This is a genomic window from Methyloparacoccus sp. NF-16, assembly GCF_056880625.1.
On record NZ_CP174130.1, the window covers coordinates 2,890,388 to 2,917,387 of the forward strand.

General features: G+C 64.5%; 25 protein-coding genes. 6 read left to right on the forward strand and 19 right to left on the reverse strand.

Going from position 1 to position 27,000, the window contains the following annotated elements:
* Nucleotides 1–18: 18 nt before the first annotated feature.
* The 13 genes from ACH5N8_RS13660 to ACH5N8_RS13720 all read right to left on the reverse strand — a co-directional run bounded on the left by ACH5N8_RS13660 (nt 19) and on the right by ACH5N8_RS13720 (nt 13,770).
* Nucleotides 19–963, reverse strand: a complete 945-nt coding sequence (locus tag ACH5N8_RS13660; RefSeq protein ID WP_483281727.1) for a D-alanine--D-alanine ligase — start codon at nt 961–963, stop codon at nt 19–21.
* Entirely contained in the window at nt 944–1,888 is a 945-nt protein-coding gene (murB, locus tag ACH5N8_RS13665) for a UDP-N-acetylmuramate dehydrogenase (protein ID WP_483281728.1), read from the reverse strand. The genes ACH5N8_RS13660 and murB overlap by 20 nt, the downstream gene beginning before the upstream one ends.
* On the reverse strand, nt 1,885–3,330 hold the full coding sequence (gene murC / locus ACH5N8_RS13670) for a UDP-N-acetylmuramate--L-alanine ligase (RefSeq protein WP_483281729.1): 1,446 nt from the start codon (nt 3,328–3,330) through the stop codon (nt 1,885–1,887). Before murC ends, murB begins: the two co-directional genes overlap by 4 nt.
* Nucleotides 3,327–4,418 carry an undecaprenyldiphospho-muramoylpentapeptide beta-N-acetylglucosaminyltransferase gene (gene murG / locus ACH5N8_RS13675; RefSeq protein WP_483281730.1) on the reverse strand — a complete coding sequence of 364 codons (1,092 nt, stop codon included), beginning with the start codon at nt 4,416–4,418 and terminating at the stop codon, nt 3,327–3,329. The genes murC and murG overlap by 4 nt, the downstream gene beginning before the upstream one ends.
* On the reverse strand, nt 4,403–5,602 hold the full coding sequence (gene ftsW / locus ACH5N8_RS13680; protein WP_460026575.1) for a putative lipid II flippase FtsW: 1,200 nt from the start codon (nt 5,600–5,602) through the stop codon (nt 4,403–4,405). The genes murG and ftsW overlap by 16 nt, the downstream gene beginning before the upstream one ends.
* Entirely contained in the window at nt 5,599–6,987 is a 1,389-nt protein-coding gene (gene murD / locus ACH5N8_RS13685; RefSeq protein WP_483281731.1) for a UDP-N-acetylmuramoyl-L-alanine--D-glutamate ligase, read from the reverse strand. Before murD ends, ftsW begins: the two co-directional genes overlap by 4 nt.
* 3 nt (nt 6,988–6,990) lie before the next feature.
* Nucleotides 6,991–8,073, reverse strand: a complete 1,083-nt coding sequence (gene mraY, locus ACH5N8_RS13690; protein ID WP_460026573.1) for a phospho-N-acetylmuramoyl-pentapeptide-transferase — start codon at nt 8,071–8,073, stop codon at nt 6,991–6,993.
* Between the two features lie 145 nt (nt 8,074–8,218).
* Nucleotides 8,219–9,712 (reverse strand): UDP-N-acetylmuramoyl-L-alanyl-D-glutamate--2,6-diaminopimelate ligase, encoded by a 1,494-nt coding sequence (locus ACH5N8_RS13695; RefSeq protein ID WP_483281732.1) that lies wholly within the window; start codon nt 9,710–9,712, stop codon nt 8,219–8,221.
* 29 nt (nt 9,713–9,741) lie between these two features.
* Nucleotides 9,742–11,412 carry a peptidoglycan D,D-transpeptidase FtsI family protein gene (locus tag ACH5N8_RS13700; protein ID WP_483281733.1) on the reverse strand — a complete coding sequence of 557 codons (1,671 nt, stop codon included), beginning with the start codon at nt 11,410–11,412 and terminating at the stop codon, nt 9,742–9,744.
* A gap of 69 nt (nt 11,413–11,481) precedes the next feature.
* Nucleotides 11,482–11,739, reverse strand: a complete 258-nt coding sequence (ftsL, locus tag ACH5N8_RS13705) for a cell division protein FtsL (protein WP_483281734.1) — start codon at nt 11,737–11,739, stop codon at nt 11,482–11,484.
* Nucleotides 11,736–12,683, reverse strand: coding sequence for a 16S rRNA (cytosine(1402)-N(4))-methyltransferase RsmH (rsmH, locus tag ACH5N8_RS13710; protein WP_483281735.1), 948 nt, complete (start codon nt 12,681–12,683; stop codon nt 11,736–11,738). The genes ftsL and rsmH overlap by 4 nt, the downstream gene beginning before the upstream one ends.
* Nucleotides 12,683–13,138, reverse strand: a complete 456-nt coding sequence (gene mraZ, locus ACH5N8_RS13715) for a division/cell wall cluster transcriptional repressor MraZ (RefSeq protein WP_483281736.1) — start codon at nt 13,136–13,138, stop codon at nt 12,683–12,685. The genes rsmH and mraZ overlap by 1 nt, the downstream gene beginning before the upstream one ends.
* Nucleotides 13,139–13,524: 386 nt before the next feature.
* Entirely contained in the window at nt 13,525–13,770 is a 246-nt protein-coding gene (locus ACH5N8_RS13720) for a YgaP family membrane protein (RefSeq protein ID WP_460026567.1), read from the reverse strand.
* A 92-nt stretch (nt 13,771–13,862) separates the two neighbouring features.
* On the opposite strand from ACH5N8_RS13720, the gene uvrD reads away from it, so the two are divergent.
* The 5 genes from uvrD (at nt 13,863) to hxlB (ending at nt 18,985) form a co-directional block, all read left to right on the forward strand.
* Entirely contained in the window at nt 13,863–16,037 is a 2,175-nt protein-coding gene (gene uvrD / locus ACH5N8_RS13725) for a DNA helicase II (RefSeq protein ID WP_483283198.1), read from the forward strand.
* Nucleotides 16,038–16,045: 8 nt separating this feature from the next.
* Nucleotides 16,046–16,690 carry an HAD family hydrolase gene (locus tag ACH5N8_RS13730; RefSeq protein ID WP_483281737.1) on the forward strand — a complete coding sequence of 215 codons (645 nt, stop codon included), beginning with the start codon at nt 16,046–16,048 and terminating at the stop codon, nt 16,688–16,690.
* Nucleotides 16,691–16,866: 176 nt separating this feature from the next.
* Nucleotides 16,867–17,571, forward strand: coding sequence for a hypothetical protein (locus tag ACH5N8_RS13735; protein WP_483281738.1), 705 nt, complete (start codon nt 16,867–16,869; stop codon nt 17,569–17,571).
* Nucleotides 17,572–17,805: 234 nt separating this feature from the next.
* Complete coding sequence (hxlA, locus tag ACH5N8_RS13740; protein ID WP_460026564.1) at nt 17,806–18,447, forward strand: 3-hexulose-6-phosphate synthase; 642 nt, start codon at nt 17,806–17,808, stop codon at nt 18,445–18,447.
* Between the two features lies 1 nt (nt 18,448).
* On the forward strand, nt 18,449–18,985 hold the full coding sequence (gene hxlB / locus ACH5N8_RS13745) for a 6-phospho-3-hexuloisomerase (RefSeq protein ID WP_460026563.1): 537 nt from the start codon (nt 18,449–18,451) through the stop codon (nt 18,983–18,985).
* A gap of 173 nt (nt 18,986–19,158) precedes the next feature.
* On the opposite strand, the gene fba is transcribed toward hxlB, so the two are convergent.
* Both fba and tkt read right to left on the reverse strand, forming a co-directional pair.
* Complete coding sequence (gene fba, locus ACH5N8_RS13750) at nt 19,159–20,193, reverse strand: class II fructose-bisphosphate aldolase (protein WP_460026562.1); 1,035 nt, start codon at nt 20,191–20,193, stop codon at nt 19,159–19,161.
* A 68-nt stretch (nt 20,194–20,261) separates the two neighbouring features.
* The gene (tkt, locus tag ACH5N8_RS13755) at nt 20,262–22,274 is read right to left on the reverse strand and encodes a transketolase (protein WP_483281739.1); all 2,013 of its coding nucleotides are present in this window, start codon (nt 22,272–22,274) and stop codon (nt 20,262–20,264) included.
* Between the two features lie 264 nt (nt 22,275–22,538).
* Here tkt and ACH5N8_RS13760 point away from each other — a divergent pair, with 264 nt between their 5' ends.
* A complete protein-coding gene (locus tag ACH5N8_RS13760) occupies nt 22,539–23,507 on the forward strand; it encodes a LysR substrate-binding domain-containing protein (RefSeq protein WP_483281740.1) in 969 nt (322 codons plus the stop codon).
* Here ACH5N8_RS13760 and panC read toward each other — a convergent pair.
* From panC to pcnB, 4 genes are read right to left on the reverse strand one after another with little or no spacing between them, the layout of a single operon-like run.
* Nucleotides 23,479–24,339 (reverse strand): pantoate--beta-alanine ligase, encoded by an 861-nt coding sequence (gene panC / locus ACH5N8_RS13765; protein WP_483281741.1) that lies wholly within the window; start codon nt 24,337–24,339, stop codon nt 23,479–23,481. The genes ACH5N8_RS13760 and panC overlap by 29 nt on opposite strands.
* Nucleotides 24,340–24,358: 19 nt before the next feature.
* Nucleotides 24,359–25,165, reverse strand: coding sequence for a 3-methyl-2-oxobutanoate hydroxymethyltransferase (gene panB, locus ACH5N8_RS13770; RefSeq protein WP_483281742.1), 807 nt, complete (start codon nt 25,163–25,165; stop codon nt 24,359–24,361).
* Complete coding sequence (folK, locus tag ACH5N8_RS13775; RefSeq protein ID WP_483281743.1) at nt 25,162–25,692, reverse strand: 2-amino-4-hydroxy-6-hydroxymethyldihydropteridine diphosphokinase; 531 nt, start codon at nt 25,690–25,692, stop codon at nt 25,162–25,164. Before folK ends, panB begins: the two co-directional genes overlap by 4 nt.
* A complete protein-coding gene (pcnB, locus tag ACH5N8_RS13780; protein WP_460026556.1) occupies nt 25,676–26,977 on the reverse strand; it encodes a polynucleotide adenylyltransferase PcnB in 1,302 nt (433 codons plus the stop codon). The genes folK and pcnB overlap by 17 nt, the downstream gene beginning before the upstream one ends.
* Between the last annotated feature and the right edge of the window lie 23 nt (nt 26,978–27,000).

Sequence of the window (27,000 nt, forward strand, 5' to 3'; positions counted from 1 at the left end):
CGTGACCTGACCATGGTGCTAGCGTTCCCGACAGCTGGTTTCCAGGATGCGCCAGACCAGTTCATCGAAGTCGATACCGGTCGCACGGGCGGCCATGGGCACCAGGCTATGGTCGGTCATGCCCGGCACGGTATTGACCTCGATCAGCCAAGGTTGGCCACCCTCGTCCACCATCAGGTCGACACGCGCCCAGCCGGCGACACCCACGGTGTCACAGGCGGCCCCGGCCAGTGCCTGCAGGCGTTTCTCATCGGTGGCGGAAAGCCCGCAGGGGCAGTGATAGCGGGTCGTCTCGGCGCGATACTTGGCGTCGAAGTCATAGAAGGCGTGCGGTGTTTCGAGGCGAATCAACGGCAGCGGGGCGCCCGCCAGCACGGCAGCGGTATATTCCCGGCCCACGACCCAGGATTCGGCAAATACGTCGCAATTATACATGGCCGCATTGCGCCAGGCCGCCCTGAGTTCCGCGCTGTCCTCGGCCCGGCTCATGCCGATGCTGGAGCCCTCCTCGGCCGGCTTGATGATCACCGGAAAACCCAGCGTAGCCTCGCAGACAGCCAGGTCCGCCTCGCCGGCCAGCTTCATCCAGCGCGGCGTCGGCAGACCGGCGCCCATCCAGCACAGCTTGGTCCTCAGCTTGTCCATGCTGAGCGCCGATGCCAGGACGCCGCTGCCGGTGTAGGGCATGCCCAGCGCCTCCAGCGCTCCCTGCAGCACGCCATCCTCGCCGCCGCGGCCATGGATAATGTTGAAGACCCGGTCGAATGCCGGAGACGCCTGCAGCAGGGGACCCACCATGTCCCTGCCCACATCCAGTCCCGTGGCATCGACCCCGCGGTTGAGCAGCGCCTGCAGGACGGCCTTGCCGCTCTTCAGGGATACTTCACGTTCCGCCGCCATGCCGCCCATCAACACCGCGACGCGGCCGAAATCAGCCGCGCTCTCAACTCTTCTGGACTGCATCCTGCCCTCCTGATTTTGCCATCCCCACCATCCTTACCTCCGGCATCAACTCGACACCCTGCCTGTTACGCACCTCGGTCTGCACATGCAGCACCAGGGCCTCGATGTCGGCTGCGCTGGCGCCATCGATGTTGACGATGAAATTGGCATGCTTTTCGGAAACCTGGGCACCGCCGATGCGATATCCCTTGAGGCCACAGGCCTCGATCAGCCGGGCCGAGAAATCACCGGACGGGTTGCGGAAGACCGATCCGCAGCTGGGCAGATGGGTCGGCTGGGTTTCGCTGCGGCGCGCCAGCAGGCGCCTGATCTTGTCGCGGCTCTCACTGACGTCGCCTATCCGCAACCCCAGCTCGCAGGCCACGAACCACTCCTCGGCCGGACCGCGAACGCTTCGGTAGCCGACCCGGAAATCCTCCGGCGGGCGCTGCCGCAAGCAACCGCGGCGGTCAATCGTGGTCACCTGCCGCACCAGCGGCCAGGTCTCGCCACCGAAGGCGCCGGCATTCATCGCCAGCGCTCCGCCCATGGTGCCGGGGATCCCGGCCAGGAACTCGGCACCCACCAGCCCGTGCTCGGCACCGAACCGCGCCACATGGGCGCAGGGTACACCCGCCTGCACCCGGATCGTATCCGGGACAGCCAGCGTCATCTCCTTGAGACGATTGCGGGTACAGATGACGGTGCCACGGATGCCACCGTCCCGTACCAGCAGGTTGCTGCCCAGGCCGACCCACACCAGCGGCTCGTCCGGCGGCAGCGCGGCGAGGAAGACACCCAGGTCCTCGAGATCGGCCGGCATGAAGAACCGGTCGGCGGAACCGCCCGCACGCCAGGAGTTATGCGCCGCCATCGGCTCGTTGTAACGCAGTTCACCGCGAATCCGGGGCGTGGCGGCCACACCGAAGACTTCCACTGAGCTCATGCCCGGCCCCGCGCCAGGGTCTGCCGCAAGCGTGCCGGCAGCTCCGCCGCGACCTGGCCGATGCTGCCCGCACCCAGCGTCAGGATCACATCGCCCGGCTCGAGCAGACCCGGCAGAACATCCACCAGCTCGGCCGGCTGCTCCAGGAAAATCGGCTCGATCTCGCCACGCACCCGGATGGCCCTGGACAGGGAGCGCCCATCGGCACCGGTGACCGGTTTCTCGCCGGCGGCATAGACCTCGGTCAGGATCAGCAGGTCGGTCTTCGACAGCACCGTGACGAAGTCCTCGAACAGGTCACGGGTGCGGGTATAGCGGTGCGGCTGGAACACCATCACCAGACGCCGCCCCGGATAGGCCTGGCGGGCGGAATCCAGGGTGGCCTCGATCTCGCGGGGATGATGGCCGTAATCGTCCACCAGCGTGACCGACCCATCGCCCAGCGGCAGTTCGCCATTGACCTGGAAGCGCCGCCCGATCCCCCTGAACTGGCTCAGCGCCCGCTGGATGGTGGACTCGTCGATGCCGAGTTCGTCGGCCACGGCGATCACGGACAGCGCATTGAGAATGTTGTGCCGGCCCGGCAGGTTGAGCCGAACCTCGAAGTCCGCGCCACGCCCCGCCCGGTGCACGCGAAAGACGCTGCACATGCCTTGCTGGCGTATGTCAACTGCCGAGATATCGGCCTGGGAATCGAAGCCGTAGGTTCGCACCGGCTTGCTGATCTGGGGCAGGATTTCCCGCACGCCGGGGTCCTCGATGCAGAGGACGGCCAGACCATAGAACGGCACGTGGTGCAGGAACTCGACGAAGGTCTGCTTGAGCCGCTCGAAGTCCCCCTGATAGGTCTCCATGTGGTCGCGGTCAATGTTGGTGACCACCGCGATCATGGGCTGCAGGTGCAGAAACGACGCATCACTCTCGTCGGCCTCGGCCACCAGGAAAGTGCCCTGCCCCAGCTGGGCATTGGTACCAGCGCTGTTCAGCCGTCCGCCGATGACGAACGTGGGGTCGAGCCCGGCTTCCGCCAGTACGCTGGCGGCAAGGCTGGTCGTCGTGGTCTTGCCGTGGGTGCCCGCCACGGCGATGCCATAACGAAAGCGCATCAGCTCGGACAGCATCTCGGCACGGGATATCACCGGGATCTTCAGCGACAACGCCGCGCTCAGCTCCGGATTGCCGCGGTCGATGGCGGTCGACACGACCACAACCTCCACGCCCTGCACATGGTCCGGCGCATGACCCCGGTAGACCTGGGCGCCCAGGGATTGCAGGCGACGGGTCGCGGCATTGTCGCCGACATCCGAGCCGGAAACCTCGTAGCCCAGGTTGAGCAGCACCTCGGCGATGCCGCTCATGCCGGTACCGCCGATGCCGATGAAGTGTATGCGGCGTATCCGGCTCATGCCGTGATGGCCACCGCGATCCGTGATGGGCCTCATGCGGCATCCTCCGCCGCCCGGTCGCGCATGCAGCCCAGGCAGATGTCGGCCACCTCCCGCGCCGCCTCCGGCCTGGCCTGGGCACGGGCGGCCTCGGCCATGCGCGCCAATTGCCCGGGCGCCTGCAACAGCTTGCCGATGGCTTCCGTCAGCCCGGCGGAGGTCAATTCGGTTTGCGGCATCAGCACCGCCGCACCGGCGTCCGCCAGATAGCGTGCGTTGGCGGTCTGGTGATCGTCAATGGCATGCGGGTAGGGAATCAGGATCGCCGGCAGGCCGGCCGCCGCCAGCTCGCTGACCGTCATCGCGCCGGCCCGGCAGATCGCCAGATCCGCCCAGCGGTAGGCGGCGGCCATGTCCTCCAGGAAAGCGCTGGACTCGGCATCGAGGCCCAGCTCCGCATAGCGGGCCTGGGTCTCGGCCAGCATGGCCTGTCCGGTCTGGTGGCGGATATGCAGGGGCTGTCCGAGGCCGGCCAGCGCTGCCGGCACGTTCTCGTTCAGCGCCTTCGCCCCCAGGCTGCCACCGACCACCAGCACCTTCAGCGCCGGCCCGGTCGCGGCCATGCGGGGCTGCTGCGCCAGCTCGGTGATCGCCCGCCGCAGGGGATTGCCGGTCGCGCGAGCCGCCATGGCAGGGGGAAAACTGCCGGGGAAGGCCTCCAGCACGGCGACAGCCCGCTGGGCCAGCAGCCGGTTGGTGGTACCCGGTATGCGATTCTGCTCGTGTATCACCAGCGGGATGCCCAAGCGGCTGGCGACCCAGCCGCCGGGACCGGCAACGAAGCCGCCCATGCCCAGCACGACATGCGGACGGATGCGCCGCAGGATGGCGAGGGACTGGAGCAGCGCCCGCAGCAGCATCCATGGTGCCTTCATGAGCCCCGCCAGGCCCTTGCCGCGAACGCCCGCCACCGACAGCCACTCGACCGGAAAGCCCGCGGCCGGCACCACGCGGCCTTCGAGTCCCTTGCGGGTGCCCATCCAGACCACCTCGTGCCCATTGGCTCGCAACATCTCGGCCACCGCGAGCGCCGGGTAGACATGACCGCCGGTCCCGCCGGCCATGATCATCACACGCCGGCCCATGAAGCCTTCACCCGGGGCTTGGCGGTGACCGCCGCGATGGCCTCGCTGCGGACCCGGAACAGAATGGCCAGCGCGGCGCACATGACCATGATGCTGCCGCCGCCATAGCTCATCAGCGGCAGGGTCAGGCCCTTCGTCGGCAGCAACCCCATGTTGACCCCCATGTTGATGAATGCCTGCAGGCCAAACCAGGTACCGATGCCATAGGCCAGAAACGCCGAGAAACGGGTCCCGGAAGTCTCCGCCAGGCGGCCGATCACGAAGGCCCGCCAGACAAGGAGCATGAACAGCAGGATGACCGAGGTCGTGCCCATCAAGCCCAGTTCCTCGCCGATGACGGAGAACAGGAAGTCGGTATGGGCTTCCGGCAGGTAGAACAGCTTCTGGATGCTGGAGCCAAGGCCGACGCCGCTCCATTCCCCGCGACCGAAGGCGATCAGCGCCTGGGTGAGCTGGAAATCGCTGTTCAGGGGATCATCCCAGGGATCGAGGAAGCTGAGCACCCGCCGCAGGCGGTATTCGGCCGTCATGATCAGCAGTGCGCCGGCACCGATGAAGACGCCGATGAGGGCGCCGAACTGCCAGAGGCTCGCACCGGCGAGGAACAGCATGCCCAGCGCCACCGACATGATGACCGCCGTGGCGCCGAAATCCGGCTCCTTCAGCAGCAGCAGCGCCGCGACACCGAGCAGCAGGAACGGTCGCAGCATGCCCTGCACCGAGGTGCGCACCACCGTGATGTGCCGATCGATGAAGCTGGCCATGTAGATGACCGCAATCAGCTTGAAAACTTCGGAAACCTGTATGCGGACCCCGAGCAGATTGATCCAGCGGGCACTGCCGTTCACCACCTTGCCGATACCGGGGATCAGCACCAGCACCAGCAGGAACAGGCCCACGAAATAGAGCGGCAGGGAAATCTCGCGCCAGGTTTCCAGCTTCACCGACGCGGCCCACAGGCCCACGACCAGACCCAGCGCAATGTGGATCAATTGGTGGCGCGGAAAATAGAAACTGTCGTCGGCGAACTTGTCGCCGAGATGCAGCGAGGCCGAGGCCACCATCACGTAGCCGAACAGCAGCAGCGCCAGCGAGGTCAGCAGCAGTGGCGTATCGATATAAAAGCGGTTGCCCCGCCATTGCAGGATGAGACCACGACTCGGCGTCGACAGGATGGCACTCATACGCTCAACCCTCTCACTTCATCGGCGAACATCCTGCCGCGCTCCTGATAGTCCTTGTACTGGTCCAGACTGGCGCAGGCCGGCGCCAGCAAGACCACATCGCCAGCCGCAGCCAGGCCGTGCGCGGCCTGCACCGCCTGCTTCATGTTGACAACCGTCACCGTCGGCGCGATATCGCCAAGCGCCTGCGCCAGCAACGGGGCGTCGCGGCCCATCAGCACGGTCGCCTTGACCTTGTCGGCCACCACGGGCCGCAGTACCGTGAAATCGGCGCCCTTGCCATCCCCGCCGGCGATCAGCACCACCGGCCGGGTCATCCCCGCCAGCGCCGCCATGCAGGCGCCGACATTGGTCGCCTTGGAATCGTTGATCCAGGTAACGCCCGCCACCTCGGCCACCCATTGGGCACGGTGATCGAGGCCGGTGAAGGTTTCCAGCGCCCGGCACATGGCGGTGCGCGACAGGCCCGCCGCATCGCCCAATGCCAGCGCCGCCAAGGCATTGGCAAGGTTGTGGCGACCTTGCAGCCGGACGGCGCGGGTCGGCATCAGCGCCTGACCCTGCGCCAGCAACCACTCCTCGTCTCCCACCTGCCCCAGCCGATAGTCTGCCGTCGGCGACTCCAGACTGAACCAGACACTTGTCCGCTCCGGTGCGGCCATGGCCGCCACGCAGGCATCGTCCCGGTTCAGGACCTGGACGCCGTTGCCATGAAAAATGTGCTGCTTGGCCCTGGCATAGGCAGCCAGGTCGGGATAGCGGTCCATGTGATCGGGACTGAGGTTGAGCACGGTCGCGGCCAGGGGCTCCAGTATCCGCGAGCTCTCCAGCTGGAAACTGGACAATTCGAGGACATACAGGTCCGCGGCGGCATCCAGCAGGTCCAGCATCGGCGTGCCCAGGTTGCCGCCCACCCGGGTCTCGCGCCCGTCGGCCTGAGCCATCAGCCCCAGCAGCGTGGTCACCGTGCTCTTGCCGTTGGAGCCGGTTACCGCCAATACCGGGGCCTGCGCCATGCAGGCGAACAGGTCCACGTCGCCCAGCACCGGCACGCCGCGACGGATCGCGGCCTGGATCTGCGGTGATTCCAAGGGTACGCCCGGGCTGACGATGAGGTGGGTGGCAGCCTCGAAGGCGGCCGGCTGGAAGGCGCCCAGAAAAACGGCCGCATCCGGCAGGGACTCGCGCAACTGGTCCGCGAAGGGCGGATCGGCGCGCGTATCGGTCACGGCAAAACGGATACCGTGCCGGGCCAGAAACCTTGCCACCGAAAACCCGGTCTTGCCGAGTCCGACGATCAGGACGGCGGCCTGCCGGTCGAGGCCGAGCCGAGCCAGCCCCTGGGTGGCCAGGTCGACGGGACGGGGTTGCTGCAGGGTGGCCATGGACTATCTCAGCTTCAGCGTCGCCAGGCCGCACAGCACCAGGATCACCGAGATGATCCAGAAACGGACGATGACCCGGGGTTCCGGCCAGCCCTTGAGCTCGAAGTGGTGGTGTATCGGCGCCATGCGGAATACGCGCCGCCCGGTCAGCTTGAAGGACAGCACCTGAATCATCACCGACAGGGTTTCGATGACGAACACGCCGCCCATCACCACCAGCACGACTTCCTGGCGGACCAGTACCGCCAGTATGCCGAGCGCGGCCCCCAGCGCCAGCGCCCCCACATCGCCCATGAACACCATCGCCGGATAGGCGTTGAACCAGAGGAAACCCAGTCCCGCGCCAACCAGGGCACCGCAGAACACCACCAGTTCACCCGCCAGCGGCACGAAGGGGATGCCGAGGTAATCGGCGAACACGGCGTTGCCGGAAACGTAGGCGAAAATGGCCAGGGCACCGGCCACCAGCACCGTGGGCATGATGGCAAGGCCGTCGAGACCGTCGGTCAGGTTGACGGCATTGCTGGTGCCGACGATGACGAAATAGGTCAGCACGGGATACGCCAGCCCCATGTTCCAGGCAAACTGCTTGAAAAAGGGAATGATGAAGGTGGTCTCGGCAGGTACCGTGGCGCTCACATAGAGAAAGCTTGCCGCCGCGACGCCGATCACCGACTGCCACAGATATTTGTGCCGCGCGGCCAATCCCTTGCTGTTCCGCAGAACCAGCTTCTTGTAGTCATCGATGAAGCCGATCACCCCGAAGCCGAGCGTGACCAGCAGGGTCGCCCAGATATAGCGATTGCCGAGGTCCGCCCACAGGAGCGTGCTCAGCGACACCGCCACCAGAATCAGGGCCCCCCCCATGGTCGGGGTCCCGGCCTTGGAAAAATGCGTCTGCGGCCCATCATCGCGCACGCTCTGGCCGATTTTGTACTTGCTGAGCTGGCGAATCATCGACGGACCGACGATGAAACAGATCAGCAGGGAGGTCAGGATGCCCAGGATGCCCCGAAAGGTCAGGTACTTGAAGACACGAAAACCTTCCAGGTAATTGGTCAGCCAATCGGCCAGACTTAACAGCATTCAACCCCCATGCAACATTGATTCATGCGTTCCGTTTGGCTCTCGCCAGAACGGTGGCGGCGCCGAGCACCGCTGCCCGCCGCACGCTCGGGCATGACGGCAGCAGATATATGTGGATGTGATGACTCGGGCGACAAGACCGGCATCAGGACACCGGTTCCGGTGGGTTCAGGGCGTCCCGAAGCACCTGAAGATCGCTGAAGGGATATTTCACACCCCGGACTTCCTGGGTGCTTTCGTGCCCCTTTCCGGCGACCAGGACCAGATCACGGCTGGTGGCCGCCGCGAGCGCCTGCTCGATGGCGGCCCGGCGATCGCGGACCACCGCGACCGGTTTGTGCACAATCCCCTGAAGAATCTCGCGAATTATAGCGCCGCCGTCTTCGCCACGCGGATTGTCGTCGGTGAGCACGATCTCATCGGCCCACTGCTCGGCCACCGCCCCCATCTGGGCACGCTTGCCGCGATCGCGATCGCCGCCGCACCCGAATACCACCCAGAGCCGGCCCGGGCAGTGTTTTTTCAGGGTGGAGAGTGCGCTCGACAGCGCATCGGGCGTATGGGCATAATCGATGACCGCCTGCTTGCCGGCGCCGGCAACGGGCTGCATGCGTCCCGGCACGGGGAGCACCCGCGAAAGCGCCATGGCGGCCTCCGCCAGGAGATGTCCCAGGCAGACCAGGACCGCCAGCGTCGCGACGAGATTGACGGCGTTGAAGTCGCCGAAAACCGGTGCCCGGACCCTGGCCGAATACCCTTGGTATTGGACCTCGACGTCGATCCCGTCGGGCCGGTGCATGACCTCGCCGTAGGTCATGAGCGGAACCCCGAGCCCTGGGTCACGACCAGCGGCGCAAAAACCGATGCACGGCATGCCCGCCGGCTTGCGATCGACCACTGGCGCAGCAATGGGATCGTCGGCATTGAAGACCACGAACGCCAGACCGGGCGCATCCAGCAACCTCAGCTTGGCCTTGAGATAGGCCTCCATGGTTTCGTGATAATCCAGATGATCGCGCGAGAGGTTGGTGAAAACCGCCCCCCGAAAGCGGACGCCATTCAGCCGGCCCTGATCCAGACCATGCGAGGAAGCCTCCATCGCGGCCACCCGGAAACCCTCGGCGCCCATTGCCGCCAGAACCCGCTGGGTCTCGATGGCATCCATGGTGGTGTGGCTCGTTTCCCTCAATGCCCCCGGCAGCCCCCAGCCCAGCGTGCCGACGACCCCCGCCTTCTGCCAGGCTCCCAGCACCTCGGCCAGGAAATGGCTGCACGAGGTTTTGCCGTTGGTTCCGGTGATACCGATCACCGCCATGTCTGCGGAGGGATGGCCGAAATACGCGTCGGCAATCCCGCCCAGATGCTTGGCGAGGTTTTCCAGGGCTATCACGGGAAGCTCACCCGCGACGGCATCGGCCAGGGAGCCGGCGCCAGCGGGATCGTAGAGTATGGCCGCGCAGCCCCGGTCGATCGCCTGCCGTGCAAACCGGAGGCCATGCGCATGCCGGCCGTTGAGCGCCACGAACAGGGCGCCGGGCCGAATGCTGCGACTGTCGAGCTGGAGATCGGTCACGGAGCACGATCCCGCCACGCCGGGATCGACCAGGCCGGCCAGCAGTTGCCGCAGCGGCATCGCCATGGGGGGACAACCCGAACCCGGCCGCAGGATCATGCCGGGCTGTCGGTGCGGGCCGCGATCAGGGGCGCGTCGGGCTGATCGGGAGCAATGTTGAGTATTCTCAACGACTCCTGCATCACCCGCGAAAAGACAGGAGCGGACACCACGCCACCATAGTATTCGCCGGCAGAGGGCTCATCGATCATGACCACCATCACCAGGCGCGGGTTGCTGGCGGGCGCCATCCCGGCAAACACCCCGATGTATTTGGAGGTCGTGTAGCCGCGGGCACCGAGCTTCTTGACCGTGCCGGTCTTGCCGGACACCCGATAACCCGGTATAGCCGCCTGTATCGCCGTACCTTCCCGGGAGACGACCTTTTCCAGCATGGCGCGCACGGATGCCGCCGTCTTGGGCGACATGATGCGATGCGTTTCGACATCGCCCTCGAGACGGGTCAGGCTGGCCATGGGCATGGCACCATCGTTGGCGATCGATGCATAGGCCCGCGTCAGCTGCAACACGGACGTGGAAACGCCGTAGCCGAAGGACAGTGTCGCCTGCTCGAAGGCGCTCCAGCCATGGTAGTCGGAAAGCCGACCGCGCGCCTCGCCGGGAAAGCCGGTCTCCAGGGGCTGACCGAAACCCAGATTATGGTAGAAGGCCCAGAATTTCCGCGGCGGCACGCTCAGGGCGATCTTGCTGACACCGACATTGCTGGACTTCTGCAGGACCTTGGTGACATCCATGACCCCATAGCTATGGACATCCTTGACCACGTTGTGGCCGATGTACATCGTGCCACCCTGGGTATTGATGATGGCCCGGGGATGCGTGAGCCCCAGCTCCAGTGCGCAGGCCACCGCCATCGGCTTCATGGTGGAACCCGGCTCGAACAGATCCGTGATGGCGCGGTTGCGGGAAATGCCGGGCATCACCCGGCCGCGACTGTTGGGATTGAAGCTGGGCTCGTTGGCGACGGCGAGGACTTCGCCGGTGCGCGCATCCATGAGGACGAGACTGCCCGAGCGGGCGCGATGACGACTGACGGCGCTCTTGAGCTCGCGATGGGCGACATATTGCAATCGCGCATCGATGCTGAGCTGGAGATCCTGACCCGAGACCGGTGCGCGGATCTCCTCGATCTTCTCGATGATGCGGCGCTTGCCGTCACGGATCGCCCGGCGCGCACCGTCGATGCCGCGCAGGGTGCCGTCATAGGCCAGCTCCATGCCTTCCTGTCCCTTGCCGTCGATATTCGTCAGCCCCAACAGATGGGCGGCTACCTCGCCGGTGGGGTAGTAGCGCTTGTATTCCCGATCGACGTAGATGCCCGGCAAGCCCAGCTGCATGACCTGATCGGCGTGATCCGGGCTCATCTTGCGCTTGAGATAGGCAAATGCGCGACGGTCATCGTCGCCGACGCGGCGCCGGAACTCCTCGACCTTGATGCCCAGGTAACCGGCAGCAGCCCTGAGCTTGCCCTCCGGAACATCGGCCTTGAGAAATTCACTCGGGTTCACCCAGAGGGACTTGACCGGCGTACTTACCGCCAGGGTTTCGCCATAGCGGTCGGTGATACGCCCGCGATGCGCCAGAATGGGCATGATGCCCACATGGCGGAGGTCGCCCTGGTGCTTGAGGAACTGCTTGTCGAGCACCTGGAGATAGACGGCCCGGCCGATCAGGATGGTCAGCGAGGCCAGCATGATGCCCAACAAGGCACGCCACCTTGCCCCGCTGTCAGGCTTGGATGATGTCGGTCGAATGATGATCATGGCAGCCCCCGCTCAAGGCCTGATGGATATGATGGCCGTCGGCTCCGGCAGGATCATGTGCAAGCGCAGCTGCGACTCACGCTCGACCCGCTCTCTTTCGGACCATTTGTTCTGCTCAAACTGGAGACGCGCCATTTCCTCGTCATAGGCTTCGTTCTCCGTCTGCAGCCGTTGCACCTCGGAGAACATCAGTCGTGTGCGGTATTTCATATGCACGACGCCCAATGCCGAAATCACCGTAATGACAACCAGTACCAGCAAAAACTTCATGCTTGCAATTTTTCGGCAACCCTCAATACGGCGCTGCGCGCCCTGACATTCGCCTCAAGCTCCTCCGCCCCCGGCTTGATGGCTCGCCCCAGCCGTCTCAACCGCGGCGACTGGCTGGGAGACGGCAGCCCCCGGGGCACGGGGGCAGAAAAACCTCGCTCCTCGTCGCGCAGGAAGCGTTTCACCATACGATCCTCCAGCGAGTGGAAGGCGATGACCGCCAGACGCCCACCCGGCCGCAGCACGGCAAGCGCCTGCGCCAACCCCGACTCCAGCTCCGCCAGCTCCTGATTGATGACTATCCGTATCGCCTGGAAACTGCGCGTGGCCGGGTGCTTGCCGGGCTCACGCCCGGGCACCGCCGCCTCGATGAGCTGCGCCAGCTCCCGCGTCGTCGTCAACGGCGCCTGGGCCCGCCGCCGGGTAATCGCGCGGGCGATGCGGCGGGCGTGACGTTCCTCGCCAAACTCGAACAGCGCACCCGCCAGCTGTGCCTCGGGAACCCGGGCCAGCCACTCGGCAGCCATCTCGCCTTCCGAGCCATCCATGCGCATGTCGAGCGGACCGTCCCGCAAAAAGCTGAATCCCCGGAACGACTGGTCCAGTTGCGGCGAGGACACGCCAAGATCCATCAGGACCGCGGACACCTTGCCGACCCAGCCCCGCCGCATGGCCTGAGCCTGCAAATCGGAGAAACGGCTGTGCACCAGTTCAAAACGCGGATCGCCCGCCAGGGCGATGGCTTCCGGCGAACGAATCGCGTCTTCATCACGATCTATCGCCAGCAATCTCCCGGCGGGCCCCAGGCATTCGAGGATGCGTCGACTGTGTCCACCGCGCCCGAACGTGCAATCGATGACCCGATCATCACGATCGAGCTGCAACGCAGCCAGCACCTCGGCAAGGAGAACCGGCCGGTGACTCGGGCCTTGGCTAGTTTCCATCAAAGGGAGAGGGAATCCAGCTCCGGCGGGAGCATCTCGTCATCGGTCTGCTCCTCATCGATCCACTGGACCCGGGCCCGGGTCCAGGCATCCTCGTCCCAGATCTCGAACTTGTTGCCCTGACCGACGAGAGTCACCTTGCGCTCCAATCCTGCGAAACGACGTAACGGTTCGGGTATGAGAAAACGCCCTTGCGCGTCGATCTCGCACTCAGTGGCGTGCCCAATGATGAGCCGCTGCAAACGCTTGGCTTTCTTGTGCAGGGCCGGCAGCTTCACCAGCTTGCGCTCGATCTCCTCGAATTCCGGCAAAGGGTAAAGAGAAAGACACTTGTCAAGACCGACAGTGATGACAATCTGGCCATCGCACGACTCGATCAATTCGGACCTGTAGCGAGCCGGCATGGATAACCGACCCTTGTCGTCGAGATTGATCGAACTGACGCCCCGGAACATCCCCCCTGCCCCACATCACACCACTGCCTTCCACTTTCCACCACCTGGAGGCGAATATATGAAGCCTATTCAAGCAAGTCAAGGGGCTTCGCAGGAGAACGAAAGCCCCGCTCCGGGCAACGGAAAATGCCAGCCGGAGGGATACAGAAACCAAGGCCATAAAATTACCTAAGCGATTGACCGGCGGAAAAATGCCAACGCCGGATAAAGAACGGGAAAGACGGGGTCAGTGCGCGCGCCCATGACAGCGACACAAGGCGTGCCAGCGGGAGCAGAAGCTGCGATCAAGCCGTTGGCGTGAGGCCCGCGCAGGCGCGAACCTCACCCTGGCGGGCAGCGGACTCCGCGCAAGGAGCCCGCAGTGGGTATGACAGGAACCGGAAACCTCAGTGATCGCCAGCGACGGGCGGGGGCTCGCCCGGGTCGACGCTGGATTTGCCCAGCCCCGAGTAGACCGGACACCATTGCAGCTTGGCGGTGACCACCAGCACGACGCCGATCAGCAACAAGGGAATGTTGGCCAGGAATACGGAGACCAGCAACATGGCGATCCCCGCGCCGTAACGCAGGCGCTGCTCCTTGCCACCCACATTGAACTCGCGCCGCATGGCGCGCTTCAGATCAAAGCTCATCGTCTTGTCCTCCAGCAGTTACAGAAAGTTCGGCGGCGAATTGTCACGGCTCGGGACCGAGTGCGCAAGGCGATTCAGCTAGAATGACGCGCATGGATGTGACACCCATTATCGAGCCTCTTAACGCCGAACAGCGCGCCGCCGTCTGTTCATCCAATCCGAATCTCCTGGTACTGGCCGGCGCCGGCAGCGGCAAGACACGGGTTCTCGTGCACCGTATCGCCTGGCTGATCCGGGGGCAAGCAACCCCCCCGCAGCGCATCCTGGCCGTCACCTTCACCAACAAGGCCGCACTGGAGATGCGCACCCGCATCGAGACGCTGCTGCGGATATCGACCCGCGAACTCTGGGTCGGCACCTTCCATGGGCTCGCCCATCGCCTGCTGCGCCGTCACGCCGCGGAAGCCGGCCTGCCGGCCACCTTCCAGATCCTGGATGCCGATGATCAGCAGCGGCTCATCCGCCGCCTGCTCAAAACCCTGGAACTCGACGAGAACCGCTGGCCACCGAAACAGGCACAGTGGTACATCAACAGCCACAAGGAGGAGGGCCGCCGCGCCCGCCACCTTCACGAGGCGGCCGACCCGTTCGAGCGGCAGATGCAGAAGGTCTACCTGGCCTACGAACAGCTTTGCGAACGCTCCGGCCTGGTGGACTTCACCGAGTTGCTGCTGCGCGCCTTCGAGCTCTTGCGCGAATCGCCGGAGTTGCTGGACTTCTACCGGAGCAAGTTCCAGCACATCCTCGTGGACGAATTCCAGGACACCAACCGCATCCAGTATGCATGGCTACGACTGCTGTCGCAGGAGCAGCAGAACCTTTTCGCGGTCGGCGATGACGACCAATCCATCTACAGTTGGCGCGGCGCGGTCGTCGAGAACCTGCAACACTTCCAGCGCGACTATCCCGGCCACGACCTGGTCCGTCTGGAGCAGAACTACCGCTCCACCGGCAACATCCTGGCCGCCGCCAACGCCCTGATATCGCGCAACGAGAACCGTCTGGGCAAGCAGCTCTGGACGGAGTTCAAGGCGGGCGACCCCATCCAGATCTACAGCGCCTTCAATGAACAGGATGAGGCCTACTTCGTGGTGAACCGCATCCAGCAGTGGAGCGAGGAGGGTCACGCCCGCAGCGAAGCAGCCATTCTCTATCGCTCCAATGCCCAGTCCCGGCAGTTCGAGGAGAAACTGATGGCGCTCGGCATTCCCTACCGGGTCTATGGCGGCCTGCGGTTCTTCGAGCGGGCGGAAATCAAGGATGCGCTGGCCTATCTGCGCCTGACCAGCAACCGCCAGGACGATGCCGCCTTCGAACGCATCCTCAATACCCCCACGCGCGGCATCGGCGCCCGAAGCCTGGACACCCTGCGCCAGCTTGCCCGGACGGAGGAGTGCTCGCTCTGGGAAGCGCTGGTCACGCTGTGTCGCGATGACGGCGCGCCCGCCCGCGCGCGCGCGCGCCTGCAGGCATTCAGGCAACTCATTGATCGGCTCGCCGGCGCGGGCGGCGACGGTGATCTGGGCGAAAAGGTGGCGCACATCCTCGAGGGGTCGGGGCTGCTGGCACATTATCAGGCGCAGCGTGGCGAGCAGGGCGAACAGCGACTGGAGAACCTCAAGGAACTGGTCAACGCCGCCCGCCAGTTTACCCACGAACCGCATCTGGACCCGGAGCTGCCGCTCCTCGATCAGTTCCTGGCCCAGGCCGCCCTGGAGGCGGGTGACAATACCCAGGGCGATACCCAGAACTGCGTGCAGCTGATGACCCTGCACGCCGCCAAGGGCCTGGAGTTCAAGCTTGTGTTCCTGGTGGGACTGGAGGAAGGCCTGTTTCCCAGCCTCCAGTCCCTGGAAGACCCGGGCCGGCTGGAGGAGGAACGACGTCTCTGCTACGTGGGCATCACACGTGCCCGCCAGCAGTTGTACCTGACCCATGCGGAGTCACGCCGGCTTTATGGGCGGGAGACCTACCCCCGTCCCTCCCGGTTCATCCGCGAGATACCGACCGAATACCTGCAAGAGGTCAGATTGAGAGGGAACGGCAACGCGCGGCTCGTGCAACCCGCGCCCCTGGCCGCTGCCCGGAATGAGAGCGCCGCGCACACCGGCTTTCGCATGGGGCAACGGGTACGCCACGCCAAATTCGGCGAGGGCATCATCCTGCAGGCGGAGGGGGAGGGCAACCAGGCCCGCATCCAGGTCAACTTCCAGGATGCCGGATGCAAATGGCTGATGCTGGGGTACGCCAAGCTGGAACCGGCCTGAACCACACCATGCGGCATCGCGCGATCATCTTTGACTGCGACGGCACGCTGGTGGACAGCGAGCGCGTGGGTAACGCCGCCATCGTCGAATACCTTGCCGAACTGGGGCTGCGGATCACCCTCGACGACGCCCTGACACACTTTGCCGGCCGCAAGATGGCCGACACCCTGAGCCTGATCGAACACTGGCTGGGCAGCCCCCTGCCGACGGATTTCCTGCCGAAAATGAGGCTGCGCATGGCGGCGGCGTTCGAAGCGGAGCTGCAACCCATGGCAGGTGTCCCCGACCTGCTGCAACGCTTGCCCCTACCCTACTGCGTGGCGTCCAATGGTCCGCACGACAAGATGCAGGTCAGCCTGCGGGCAACCGGCCTGCTCGGTTTCTTTGCCGACCGCATCTACAGCGCCTACGATTGCCAGAGCTGGAAACCCGAGCCGGGACTGTTCCTGCACGCGGCGAGATCGATGGGCATGGCGCCTCGGGACTGCGCGGTCGTGGAGGACAGCGCCCTGGGGATAGAGGCCGCCATCGCGGCCGGCATGACGGCCTATGGCTATGCACCCCACGACGATGGCGCCAGGCTGGCGGCATTGGGCGCTCGCGTCTTCCACGACATGCGGGAGCTGGAAATGCTGCTTTTTCGGCGATCGTGAGTCGACCGCCAGCCCGCCCTGCCCGGTTCTCGACCCGGTCGCTGCGAACCGCCCCGCACCTCGGCGCCGTATTCCATTTGCCCCATGCCGACCTTATACTAGGGCAGCTCAAAAGACCGCTCCCTGCCCCGCCGGGGCCATAACCACTTCCAGAAAAAAACTCTGAGGGGAATAACGTGAAACTCCGTAACCTGACTCAAAGCGTACTCGTTGCCCTGGTGTTCGCCAGCCCGCTAGCAGGCGCTGAAACCCAATACCCAGCGGCTGACTTCCAGCCTGAAATCATCAAACAGGACGCCGAGCTGATCGCCAAGCATGCGGAGGCCTCCAAGAAAGTTTCGAACTCCACCCCGGCAGCACGCACCAGCGCACCGGCCACGGCGGCGACCACCCCGAGCGAAGCCAAGGCCGAGCCGGTGCTCACCAGCAGCAAGCCCGAGGAATCCTCGAACCTGCCGCTGATTCTGCTGGGTCTCGGGGGTGCGGCAGCGGCCTTCTGGTTCCTGCGCAAGCCAAAGTCCGCCTCCTGCCCGGCCAGCGCCCCGGCGCAACCCATTGCCGCGCCAGCACCCGCCGCCGCAGGCACCACAGGCGTCGCCCGTTACATCGGCAGCCTGCCGGAGACCGCGCCGGCAAACGAAACCAGTGTTGCGCGCTACATCAAGTCACTGCCGCCGTCTGCGCCGCGCAAGCCGGAAACCGGCGTTGCCAAGTACCTGAAGGCCGTTGCCGCCACCGAAACGACGGCCGCCGCGCCAGCGCCTGCCGCCAAAGGCCCCACAGGCGTCGAGAAATACCTCAGCGCCCTGCCGCAGCTGAAAAAGCCCGCCGCCGAAACCGGCGTTGAGAAGTACCTGAAGGCCAACGGCCTCGCTGCCTGAATCCACGGGCATTCGGCCTTTCTCCCGACGGCATCCCGCAAAACCCGGCGCCAGGGAGATTCGAGTTTACGCGTTCTTTGTCTGGCCTCGGTCGTGGTGTCTGCGGCCAGACGATTCCACCCCTTTCGCGTGTTGACACCCATCCGTTTTGTATCTTATCGTGCGAAATAGTGCATTTCGTGAATGCATGACACGCGAGCAATTCAACCAACCATAACCAATCGGAGAAAAACCATGGCAAGACCATTAATTCAGTTGGCTCTAGACTCCCTGGATAACGCTACCACCTTCAAGCTCGCTACCCTGGCAGCCCCCTATGTCGACATCCTGGAAATCGGCACCCCGAATATCAAGGCCAACGGCTTGCCTCTGGTCAAGGAGCTGAAGCGGAAATTCCCGAACAAGCTGCTGCTGGTCGATCTCAAGACCATGGATGCCGGCGAGTACGAAGCCGCCCCGTTCTACGAAGCTGGCGCAGACATCTGCACCGTACTGGGCGTCTCCGGCCTGCCGACCATTGCTGGCGTCATCAAGGCTGCCAACAAGTACAATGCCGAAGTCCAGGTCGACCTGATCAACGTGCCGGACAAGGCTGGCTGCGCGCGCGAATCCGCCAAGCTGGGGGCGCAGATCATCGGCGTGCACACTGGTCTGGATGCTCAGGCCGCCGGCCAGACGCCGTTTGCTGACCTGAATCTGGTTGCCAAGCTGGGCCTGCCGGTCCGCATCTCGGTTGCCGGAGGCATCAAGCAGGCCACCGCACAGCAGGTTGCCCGTTCCGGTGCCGGCATCGTGGTCGTAGGCGCCGCCATCTACGGCGCACCGTCCCCTGCCGATTCCGCTCGCGAGATCCGCGAACTGATCGAGGCGGCATAACATGGCGCATCGTCGGCTCATCATAGACAAGATCACCAGCATCCTGGATGCCACGGAATCGAGCTATGACCAACAGTTGACCAACATGCTCGACAAGGCATCGCGCATCTTCATTGCCGGTGCCGGACGTTCCGCCCTCGTCGCGCGTTTCTTCGCCATGCGCCTGATGCATGGGGGTTACAACGTATTCGTGGTCGGCGAAATCGTAACGCCCAGCCTGCAGAAGGGTGATCTCCTGATCGTCATCTCGGGCTCCGGCGAAACCGAAACCATGATTGCCTTCGCCAAGCGGGCAAAGGAACTGGGTGCCGAGATCGTGCTGATCTCGTCCCGTACCCAGTCCACCCTGGCTGATATGTCCAGCACGGTCATCTCGATCGGCAAGCCGGACATGTATGGCAAGGTTGTCGGCATGCCCATGGGCACGGTTTTCGAGCTGTCGACCCTGATCTTCCTGGAAGCCATCATTTCTCATATCATCCATGAGAAAGGCATTCCGGAAGAGGAAATGCGCGCCCGCCACGCCAACCTGGAATAATCCGGTAGCCCAGGGCGGCAAACCCCAAAAAGCCCGGCCATGGAAATGGCCGGGCTTTTTTATGCCGACTTTCCCATGCGGACACCAGGCATCCCTGCACCGGGAAATCCAATACTTGCGGACACAAAAAAGGCGGGACTGGCCCGCCTTTTTGCCGTAGGTACCGAACCGGCCTACTTGATGACCGGATCCAGCTCACCCCTGGCGTAACGTTCGGTCATTTCAGCCAGGCTGATCGGCTTGATCCTGGAGGCATTGCCAGCGGTACCGAAAGCCTCGTAACGATCCTTGCAGATCTGCTTCATGGCCTTGGTGGCCGCCGTCAGGAACTTGCGGGGGTCGAACTCCTTCTTGTTTTCGGCAAAGAACTTGCGCATCGCGCCAGTGGAGGCCATGCGCAGATCGGTGTCGATGTTGACCTTGCGGACGCCATGCTTGATGCCCTCGACGATCTCCTCGACCGGCACGCCATAGGTCTCGCCCATGTCGCCGCCGAACTCGTTGATGATCTTGAGCCACTCCTGCGGGACCGAGGAGGAGCCATGCATCACCAGATGGGTATTGGGAATGCGGGCATGGATGGCCTTGACACGGTCGATCGCCAGAATGTCACCGGTCGGGGGGCGGGTGAACTTGTAGGCACCGTGCGAGGTACCGATGGCAATGGCCAACGCGTCGACCTTGGTCTTCTTGACGAAGTCGGCGGCTTCCTCGGGGTCGGTCAGCAGCATGGAGTGATCCAGATTGCTGCCGCCATGTTCTAGCGAGCCCAGACAACCCAGTTCGCCCTCGACGGAGACCCCGCAGGCATGTGCCAGTTCGGCCACCTTGGCGGTAACCTCGACGTTGTACGCGTAGGAAGCCGGGGTCTTGGCGTCTTCCTGCAGGGAGCCGTCCATCATGACCGAGCTGAAACCGCTCTGGATGGAGCGGAAGCAGACGGCCGGAGAGGCGCCATGATCCTGGTGCACACAGATCGGAATCTCCGGATAGGATTCCAGAGCGGCGAAGACCAGATGACGCAGGAAGGGCTCACCCGCGTATTTGCGGGCGCCGGCGGAAATCTGGATCAGCGCCGGGCTGTCGGTTTCCTTGGCGGCGTCCATGATTGCCTGGAGTTGCTCCAGGTTGTTGACGTTGAAGGACGGAACGCCGTAGTTGTGCTCAGCGGCGTGATCCAGCAGCTGGCGGAGTGAAATCAGGGCCATGTTTGATCCTCTCTCAATGGTTCGCACACCCCGGCCGGCTTTGCGGAGACCGACCGGGATCAGGGTTATCAGAACAGTCCTTCGACTGCCTTGACGACATTCTCGACGGTGAAGCCGAACTCCTTGAAGAGCTCGCCGGCCGGAGCGGACTCGCCGAAGCGATCCAGACCAACGATCTTGCCACCAAACCCGACATACTTGTACCAGCCGTCGGTGACGCCCGCTTCCACCGCGACGCGACGGCTGACGGAAGGCGGCAGGACGGAATCCTTGTAAGCCTGGCTCTGGGCCTCGAACACGTTCGTGGACGGCACGGACACAACCCGAACGTTCTTGCCCTTTTCAGCCAGGGCTTCCTGAGCCTTGACCGCCAACTCGACCTCGGAGCCGGTAGCAATGAGGATGGCATCAGGGGTACCGGCACAGTCACGCAGGATGTAGCCGCCCTTTTCGATGGCAGCGATCTGGTCCGCCGTGCGGCTGACATGCATCAGGTTCTGACGGGAGAAGATCAAGGTGCTGGGACCATCCTTGCGCTCAATCGCCGCCTTCCAGGCCACGGCGGATTCCACCGCGTCGGACGGACGCCAGACCTGCATGTTGGGAATCATGCGCAGGGTAGCGGTCTGCTCGACCGGCTGGTGCGTCGGGCCGTCCTCGCCCAGACCGATGGAGTCATGGGTGTAGACGAAAATGCTGGGGATCTTCATCAGAGCCGCCATGCGCAGCGCATTGCGGGCATACTCGGAGAACATCAGGAAGGTGGCGCCGTAGGGAATGAAACCGCCATGGACGGCGACCCCGTTCATGATCGCGGACATGCCGAATTCGCGGACGCCGTAGTACACGTAGTTGCCATTATGACCCGAGGCGCAGACATCGCGGCAACCGGACCACAGGGTCAGGTTGGAACCGGCGAGGTCGGCCGAGCCGCCCAGCAATTCCGGCAGCAGCGGGCCGTAGCCATTCAGGGTGTTCTGCGAGGCCTTGCGGCTAGCAATGGTTTCACCCTTCTCGTTGACCTTGGCCACGAACGCGGCGGATTTCTCGGCCCAGTCACGCGGCAGTTCACCCGACATGCGGCGCTCGAACTCGGCGGCCAGCTCGGGGAATTCGCGACGATAGTGCTCGAAACGGTCGTTCCAGTCGCTCTCGACCTTGGCGCCGATTTCCTTGCCGTCCCAGCCCTCGTAGATTTCCGCGGGGATCTCGAACGGCGCGTGATGCCAACCCAGATTCTCGCGGGTCAGCGCGACTTCGTCGTTGCCCAGCGCGGCGCCATGGCACTCTTCCTTGCCCTGCTTGTTGGGGGAGCCGAAGCCGATGATGGTCTGGCAGCAGATGATCGACGGCTTGTCGGTGACGGCACGGGCCTCCTCAATGGCCTTCTTGATGGCTTCCGGATCATGGCCGTCGACCTTCGGGATGACATGCCAGCCGTAGGCTTCGAAGCGCTTCGGCGTATTGTCGTGGAACCAGCCCACCACATCGCCATGGCCGCGCACTTCGCCGTCGATGGAAATGTTGTTGTCGTCGTAGAAGGCAATCAGCTTGCCCAGCTTCATGGAACCCGCCAGCGAGCAGGCCTCATGCGAGATGCCTTCCATGAGGCAGCCATCGCCCAGGAACACATAGGTGTAATGATCGACAATGGCGTGACCCGGGCGGTTGAACTGCCCGGCCAGCGTGCGTTCGGCCAGTGCCATGCCCACGGCATTGGTGATACCCTGACCAAGCGGACCGGTGGTGGTTTCCACGCCCGGCGCATAACCGTATTCGGGGTGGCCCGGTGTCTTCGAATGCAGCTGGCGGAAACGCTTCAGCTCTTCAATCGAGAGATCGTAGCCCGTCAGATGCAGCAGGGAATAAATCAGCATCGAGCCGTGCCCGTTCGACAGCACGAACCGGTCACGATCCGGCCATTTCGGGTTGGCCGGGTTGTGGCGCATGTAATCGTTCCACAATACCTCGGCAATGTCGGCCATTCCCATAGGCGCTCCCGGGTGACCGGAATTGGCCTTCTGTACGGCGTCCATGCTCAAAGCGCGGATGGCGTTCGCAAGTTCTCGGCGCGAGGGCATGATGGTCTCCTTAAAGATTGAAGAAAAATTGTTGATGAATACTGAACTTTGAATTATCCAACAGAGCCATCGGCTTTGTCACGATCTTCGGCCTCCAGGCTCCAGGTGACCCTGCCTGACGGCTGGCGACAAGCCGGCGGACGGCGGGAAAGCCATGCAAGCCAAGGTGACCGCACACTGTAACGGTGTCTCAACATAAGGAAAAGTCAGTTTTTTTTACCGACCTGATAAGATCACCTGATCCAAAGATCGCATTCTCGCGGCATGAACATCACCTTGAGGCAGCTGAAAGTCTTCGAGCGGGTCGCCCGGCGGCTCAGCTTCACCCGTGCGGCGGAGGAGCTGTTTCTGACCCAGCCTGCGGTCTCGATGCAGATCAAGCAGTTCGAGGAGGCGGTCGGTCTTCCCCTGTTCGAGCGGCTGGGCAAGAAGATTTACCTGACCCGCGCCGGCGAGGAACTGTACCAGCTGAGCCGCAACATCGCCCGGCAGCTCGATGAGGCCGAGCAGATCATCGAGGAACTCAAGGGCACCGAGAGCGGCCGACTCAATGTTGCCGTCGCCAGCACGGTGCATTATTTCGCGATTCGCATGCTGGGTGAATTCTGCCGTCGCCACCCCAAGGTGCGGGTCAGCTTCAAGGTCACCAACCGCAAGGGACTGCTGCAAAGCCTGGAGGACAACGAAGCCGACCTCCTGCTGATGGGTCAGCCCCCCGAGAGCCAGGAGCTTATCGCCGAGTCCTTCCTGATCAATCCGCTGGTCATCATCGCGCCAGCGGGCCACCCGCTGTCAGGGCAGAAGAGCCTGCCCCTCAAGGCGCTGGCCGGGGAAACCTTCATCATGCGCGAAATCGGCTCCGGCACGCGCAACTCGGTGGAGCGATTCCTGGCCGATCGCGGCATTCACCTGACGGTGAGCATGGAGATGAACACCAACGGCGCCATCAAGCAGGGCGTCGAGGAAGGTCTGGGACTGGGCATCGTCTCCCTGCACACCCTGGAGCGGGAGCTGGACAGCGGTGGCGTGGTCGTGCTGAATGTGGAGTCTTTCCCTATCCTGCGCCAATGGTTCATGGTGCACCGTGCCGGCAAGCGACTATCCACCATCGCCACCGAATTCGCCGAGTTCGTGCGCCAGGAGGCGCCTCACTTCGTCCGCAACGACATCATCGAGGCAGCGCTGGGACACCCGCTCAGTGACCTCAAGCTGCCGGAGCGAGGCAAACCCTGATATTGTCGATCAGCCGGGTTCTGTCGAGGCGCGCGGCAACCAAGACCACCAGATCGGTGTCGCCCTCGTCCGGCGCCTGCAGATCACGGGCGCGACGAATCGCAACATAGTCGACGGCGAAACCGGCCTGCGCCAGCGCCTCACTGGCGCCCGCCTCAAGCCCGGAAAAATCCCGATCGCCACCCTGCAGGGCCTCCGCCAAGGTTCCCAGCTGGCGGAAGATCAGCGCCGCCACCGACCGCTCCTCGGCGGAGAGATACGCGTTGCGGGAACTCATCGCCAGGCCGTCAGGCTCGCGCACCGTCGGCACGCCGACAATCCGGACGGGCAGGTCGAGATCGTCGACCAGGCGACGGATGACGGTGAGCTGCTGATAATCCTTCTCGCCGAATAGCGCGAGATCGGGCTGAACCTGATGGAACAGCTTGAGCACCACGGTCGCCACGCCGCGGAAATGTCCGGGCCGAAACTGGCCGCACAGCCTGTCCGCCAGCTCCGGCACCTCGACATAGGTCATCCCGGCGGCCGGCCGCGGGTACATTGCCTCGACAGAGGGCATGAACAGGAGATCCGCGCCAACCGCCTCCAGCTGCCGGACATCGTCCGCCGGCGTTCGGGGATAGGCGGCGAAGTCCTCTTGCGGACCGAATTGCGTCGGATTGACGAACACGCTGACCACGACCCGATCGGCTCGCCGCCTCGCATCCTCGACCAGACTCAGGTGGCCCGCATGCAGGTTACCCATGGTCGGCACCAGCGCCACGGTCTTCCCCGCCACCCGCCAGGCGGCCACCTGCCGGCGCAGGTCCCCAATCGTCGCCGCGATGTTCATGAGGTGACGGTAGCGCCGGTCAGAGCGCGTGTTCCGGAGCCGGAAAGGACCCTTCCCGGACGGCGGCCACGAAACGGTGGAAAGCCTCGGCAATGCCGCCCCCCTCCCGCAGGAAATCCCGACAAAACCGGGGGCGCCTGGCCGTCAGTCCGAGCATGTCGTAGGCAACCAGCACCTGGCCGTCACAATCAGCGCCCGCGCCGATGCCAATGGTGGGAATGGACAGCGCGGCGGTGATCTCTCCCGCCAGGGACGCCGGCACGCACTCCAGCACCAGCATGACGGCGCCGGCCTCCTGCAGGAGCAGCGCATCCTCCAGCAATTGCTGGGCACTGCGGTCGTCGCGCCCCTGCGCCACATAGCCCCCCAGGCGCCGCACCGACTGTGGCAGCAAGCCCAGATGGGCACAGACAGGGACATCCTGCTGCGCCAGGACGCGGACGATATCCACCCGCTGACGACCACCACCCTCCAGCTTGACCAGATGCGCGCCACCCTCGGCCATCAGCTGCGCGGAGACGCGCAAGGCCTGCTCGGGGGTGGCATAGCTCATGAAAGGCATGTCGACCACCAGCATCGTATTCGGTGCCCCCCGGGCGACGCAGCCGGCATGGTAGACCATCTGGTCGAGGGTAACGGGCAGCGTGGTCTCATGCCCCTGGATCACCATGCCCAGGGAATCGCCCACCAGAATGATATCGACGCCCGCCGACTCCATCGCCGCGGCAAACACCGCATCGTAGGCTGTCAACACGGCGATCCGCTCCCCCATGGCCTTGCGCTCGGCCAGCCCGGGAACCGTCAGGGGCCTGCGCTCAGGGGTCATGCCTCCGCCTCCGTCAGCAGCGGAATCTTGCTCAGGCCGCGCTGCGGACAGCGGGCCACCAGATCGGACAGGGCCCCATGTCCCGGCACTTGCAGCTCGCCGGCCACCTCCTGCAGGGGATAGAGAACGAACTCACGCCCGGCGATGCCGGCATGTGGCACGATCAGCCGCTCGGAGCGGATCATCTGGTCACCGTAGAGGAGCAGGTCGAGGTCCAGCGTACGCGGCCCCCAGCGCTCCCCCTGGCGAACCCGGCCGTGCCGCGCCTCGATGGCCTGCAGGCCGTCCAGCAAGGCGAGCGGCGACAATACCGTATCGATGGCCATGACGGCGTTGACATAGTCCGGCTGCGCCGAGGGTCCCATCGGGGTACTGCGGTAGAGGCTCGAGAAACCCGTCTCACGGATCCCGGCCATGTCCCGGATCGCCTGCCGTCCCGACAGAACCGTGCGGACCGGATCCCCGAGGTTGCCGCCCAGACCGATATAGACCCGCGCCGGGCGAGTGCCATCAGGAAGCGGGGGCATTGGGAGCGCTGCGTTTGCGGGTCCGGCGCTTGCGCGTCCGCGTACGCGCGGGGGACCGGTTGCCGGTGCGAACCATCGCGCGCTGCTCGGCCTCGGACGCCACCTGGAAACGCGTCCACCAGGCCGCCAGTTCGGGATCGGCCTCCCCCGTCTCGGCCCGCAGCAACAGGAAGTCATAGGCAGCCCGGAAACGCGGGTGTCCCAGCAGGCGGAACGGGCGCCCGCCCTGTGTCATCTCGAAGCGCGGTTGCAGGGACCAGACCTCGCGGACCGGCAGGCCTATGCTTTTCGGCAACGCGATCAAGCGCAACTGGCGGGTGATGATCTCGTTGCCGGCATCCTGGTAGGCCAGCGCGCTCTGGTGGCCCGACTCGATCAGCCGCCGCGCGCGCGCCCTGACCGGCTCCCACAGCAGGGCGGCGAACAGGAAGTAGGGGGCCACCGGCTTATCGTCGGCCAACCGCCGGTCGGTCTGCTCCAGAGACTTGGCCAGGAAGGTCAGCGGAAACCCATCCGGCTCGCGCGCCAGACAGCGCTCCGTTTCCGGAAACAACGCCCCGAACAGGCCGTAGTGCCGCAGCTGTTCGAAGGTCTGCACGGCATAGCCGGACAGCAGCAGCTTGATGACCTCGTCGAAAAGCCGCGCCGGCGGAATTTCATGCAGCAGGCCGGCCAGCTTCGGTATGGGCGCGGCGGAGTCCGGGTGAATCGTGAAACCCAGCTTGACGGCGAAGCGCACGGCCCGCAGCATGCGGACGGGATCCTCGCGGTAGCGCTGCTCGGGATCGCCGATCAGCCGCAGGCGGGCGGCCTTGTGGTCATCCATGCCGCCGACATAGTCGACGACCGAGAAATCGCTGATGTTGTAGTACAGCGCGTTGACCGAGAAATCGCGCCGGAATGCGTCCTCCTCGATCGTGCCATAGACGTTGTCCCGCAGGATGCGGCCGTTTTCCAGTACCCGCTCGCCGTGCGGCTGGTCGGACTGCAGGGCCCTGAAGGTGGCCACCTCGATGATGTCCTGACCGAAGTGCACATGCGCCAGGCGGAAACGGCGACCGATCAGCCGACAATTCCGGAATACGGCGCGAATCTGCTCGGGATGCGCGTCCGTCACGACGTCGAAATCCTTGGGCTCCCGCCCCAGGAGAAGGTCGCGAACGCATCCGCCCACCAGATAGGCCTCGTAGCCGGCTTTTTTCAGCCGATAGAGCACCTTGAGCGCGTTCTCGCTCACCAGCGATCGTGAGATCGCATGCTCGGCGCGGGCGTAGATTCGGGGCAATTGCGTCTCCGCGGGCGGCTCGA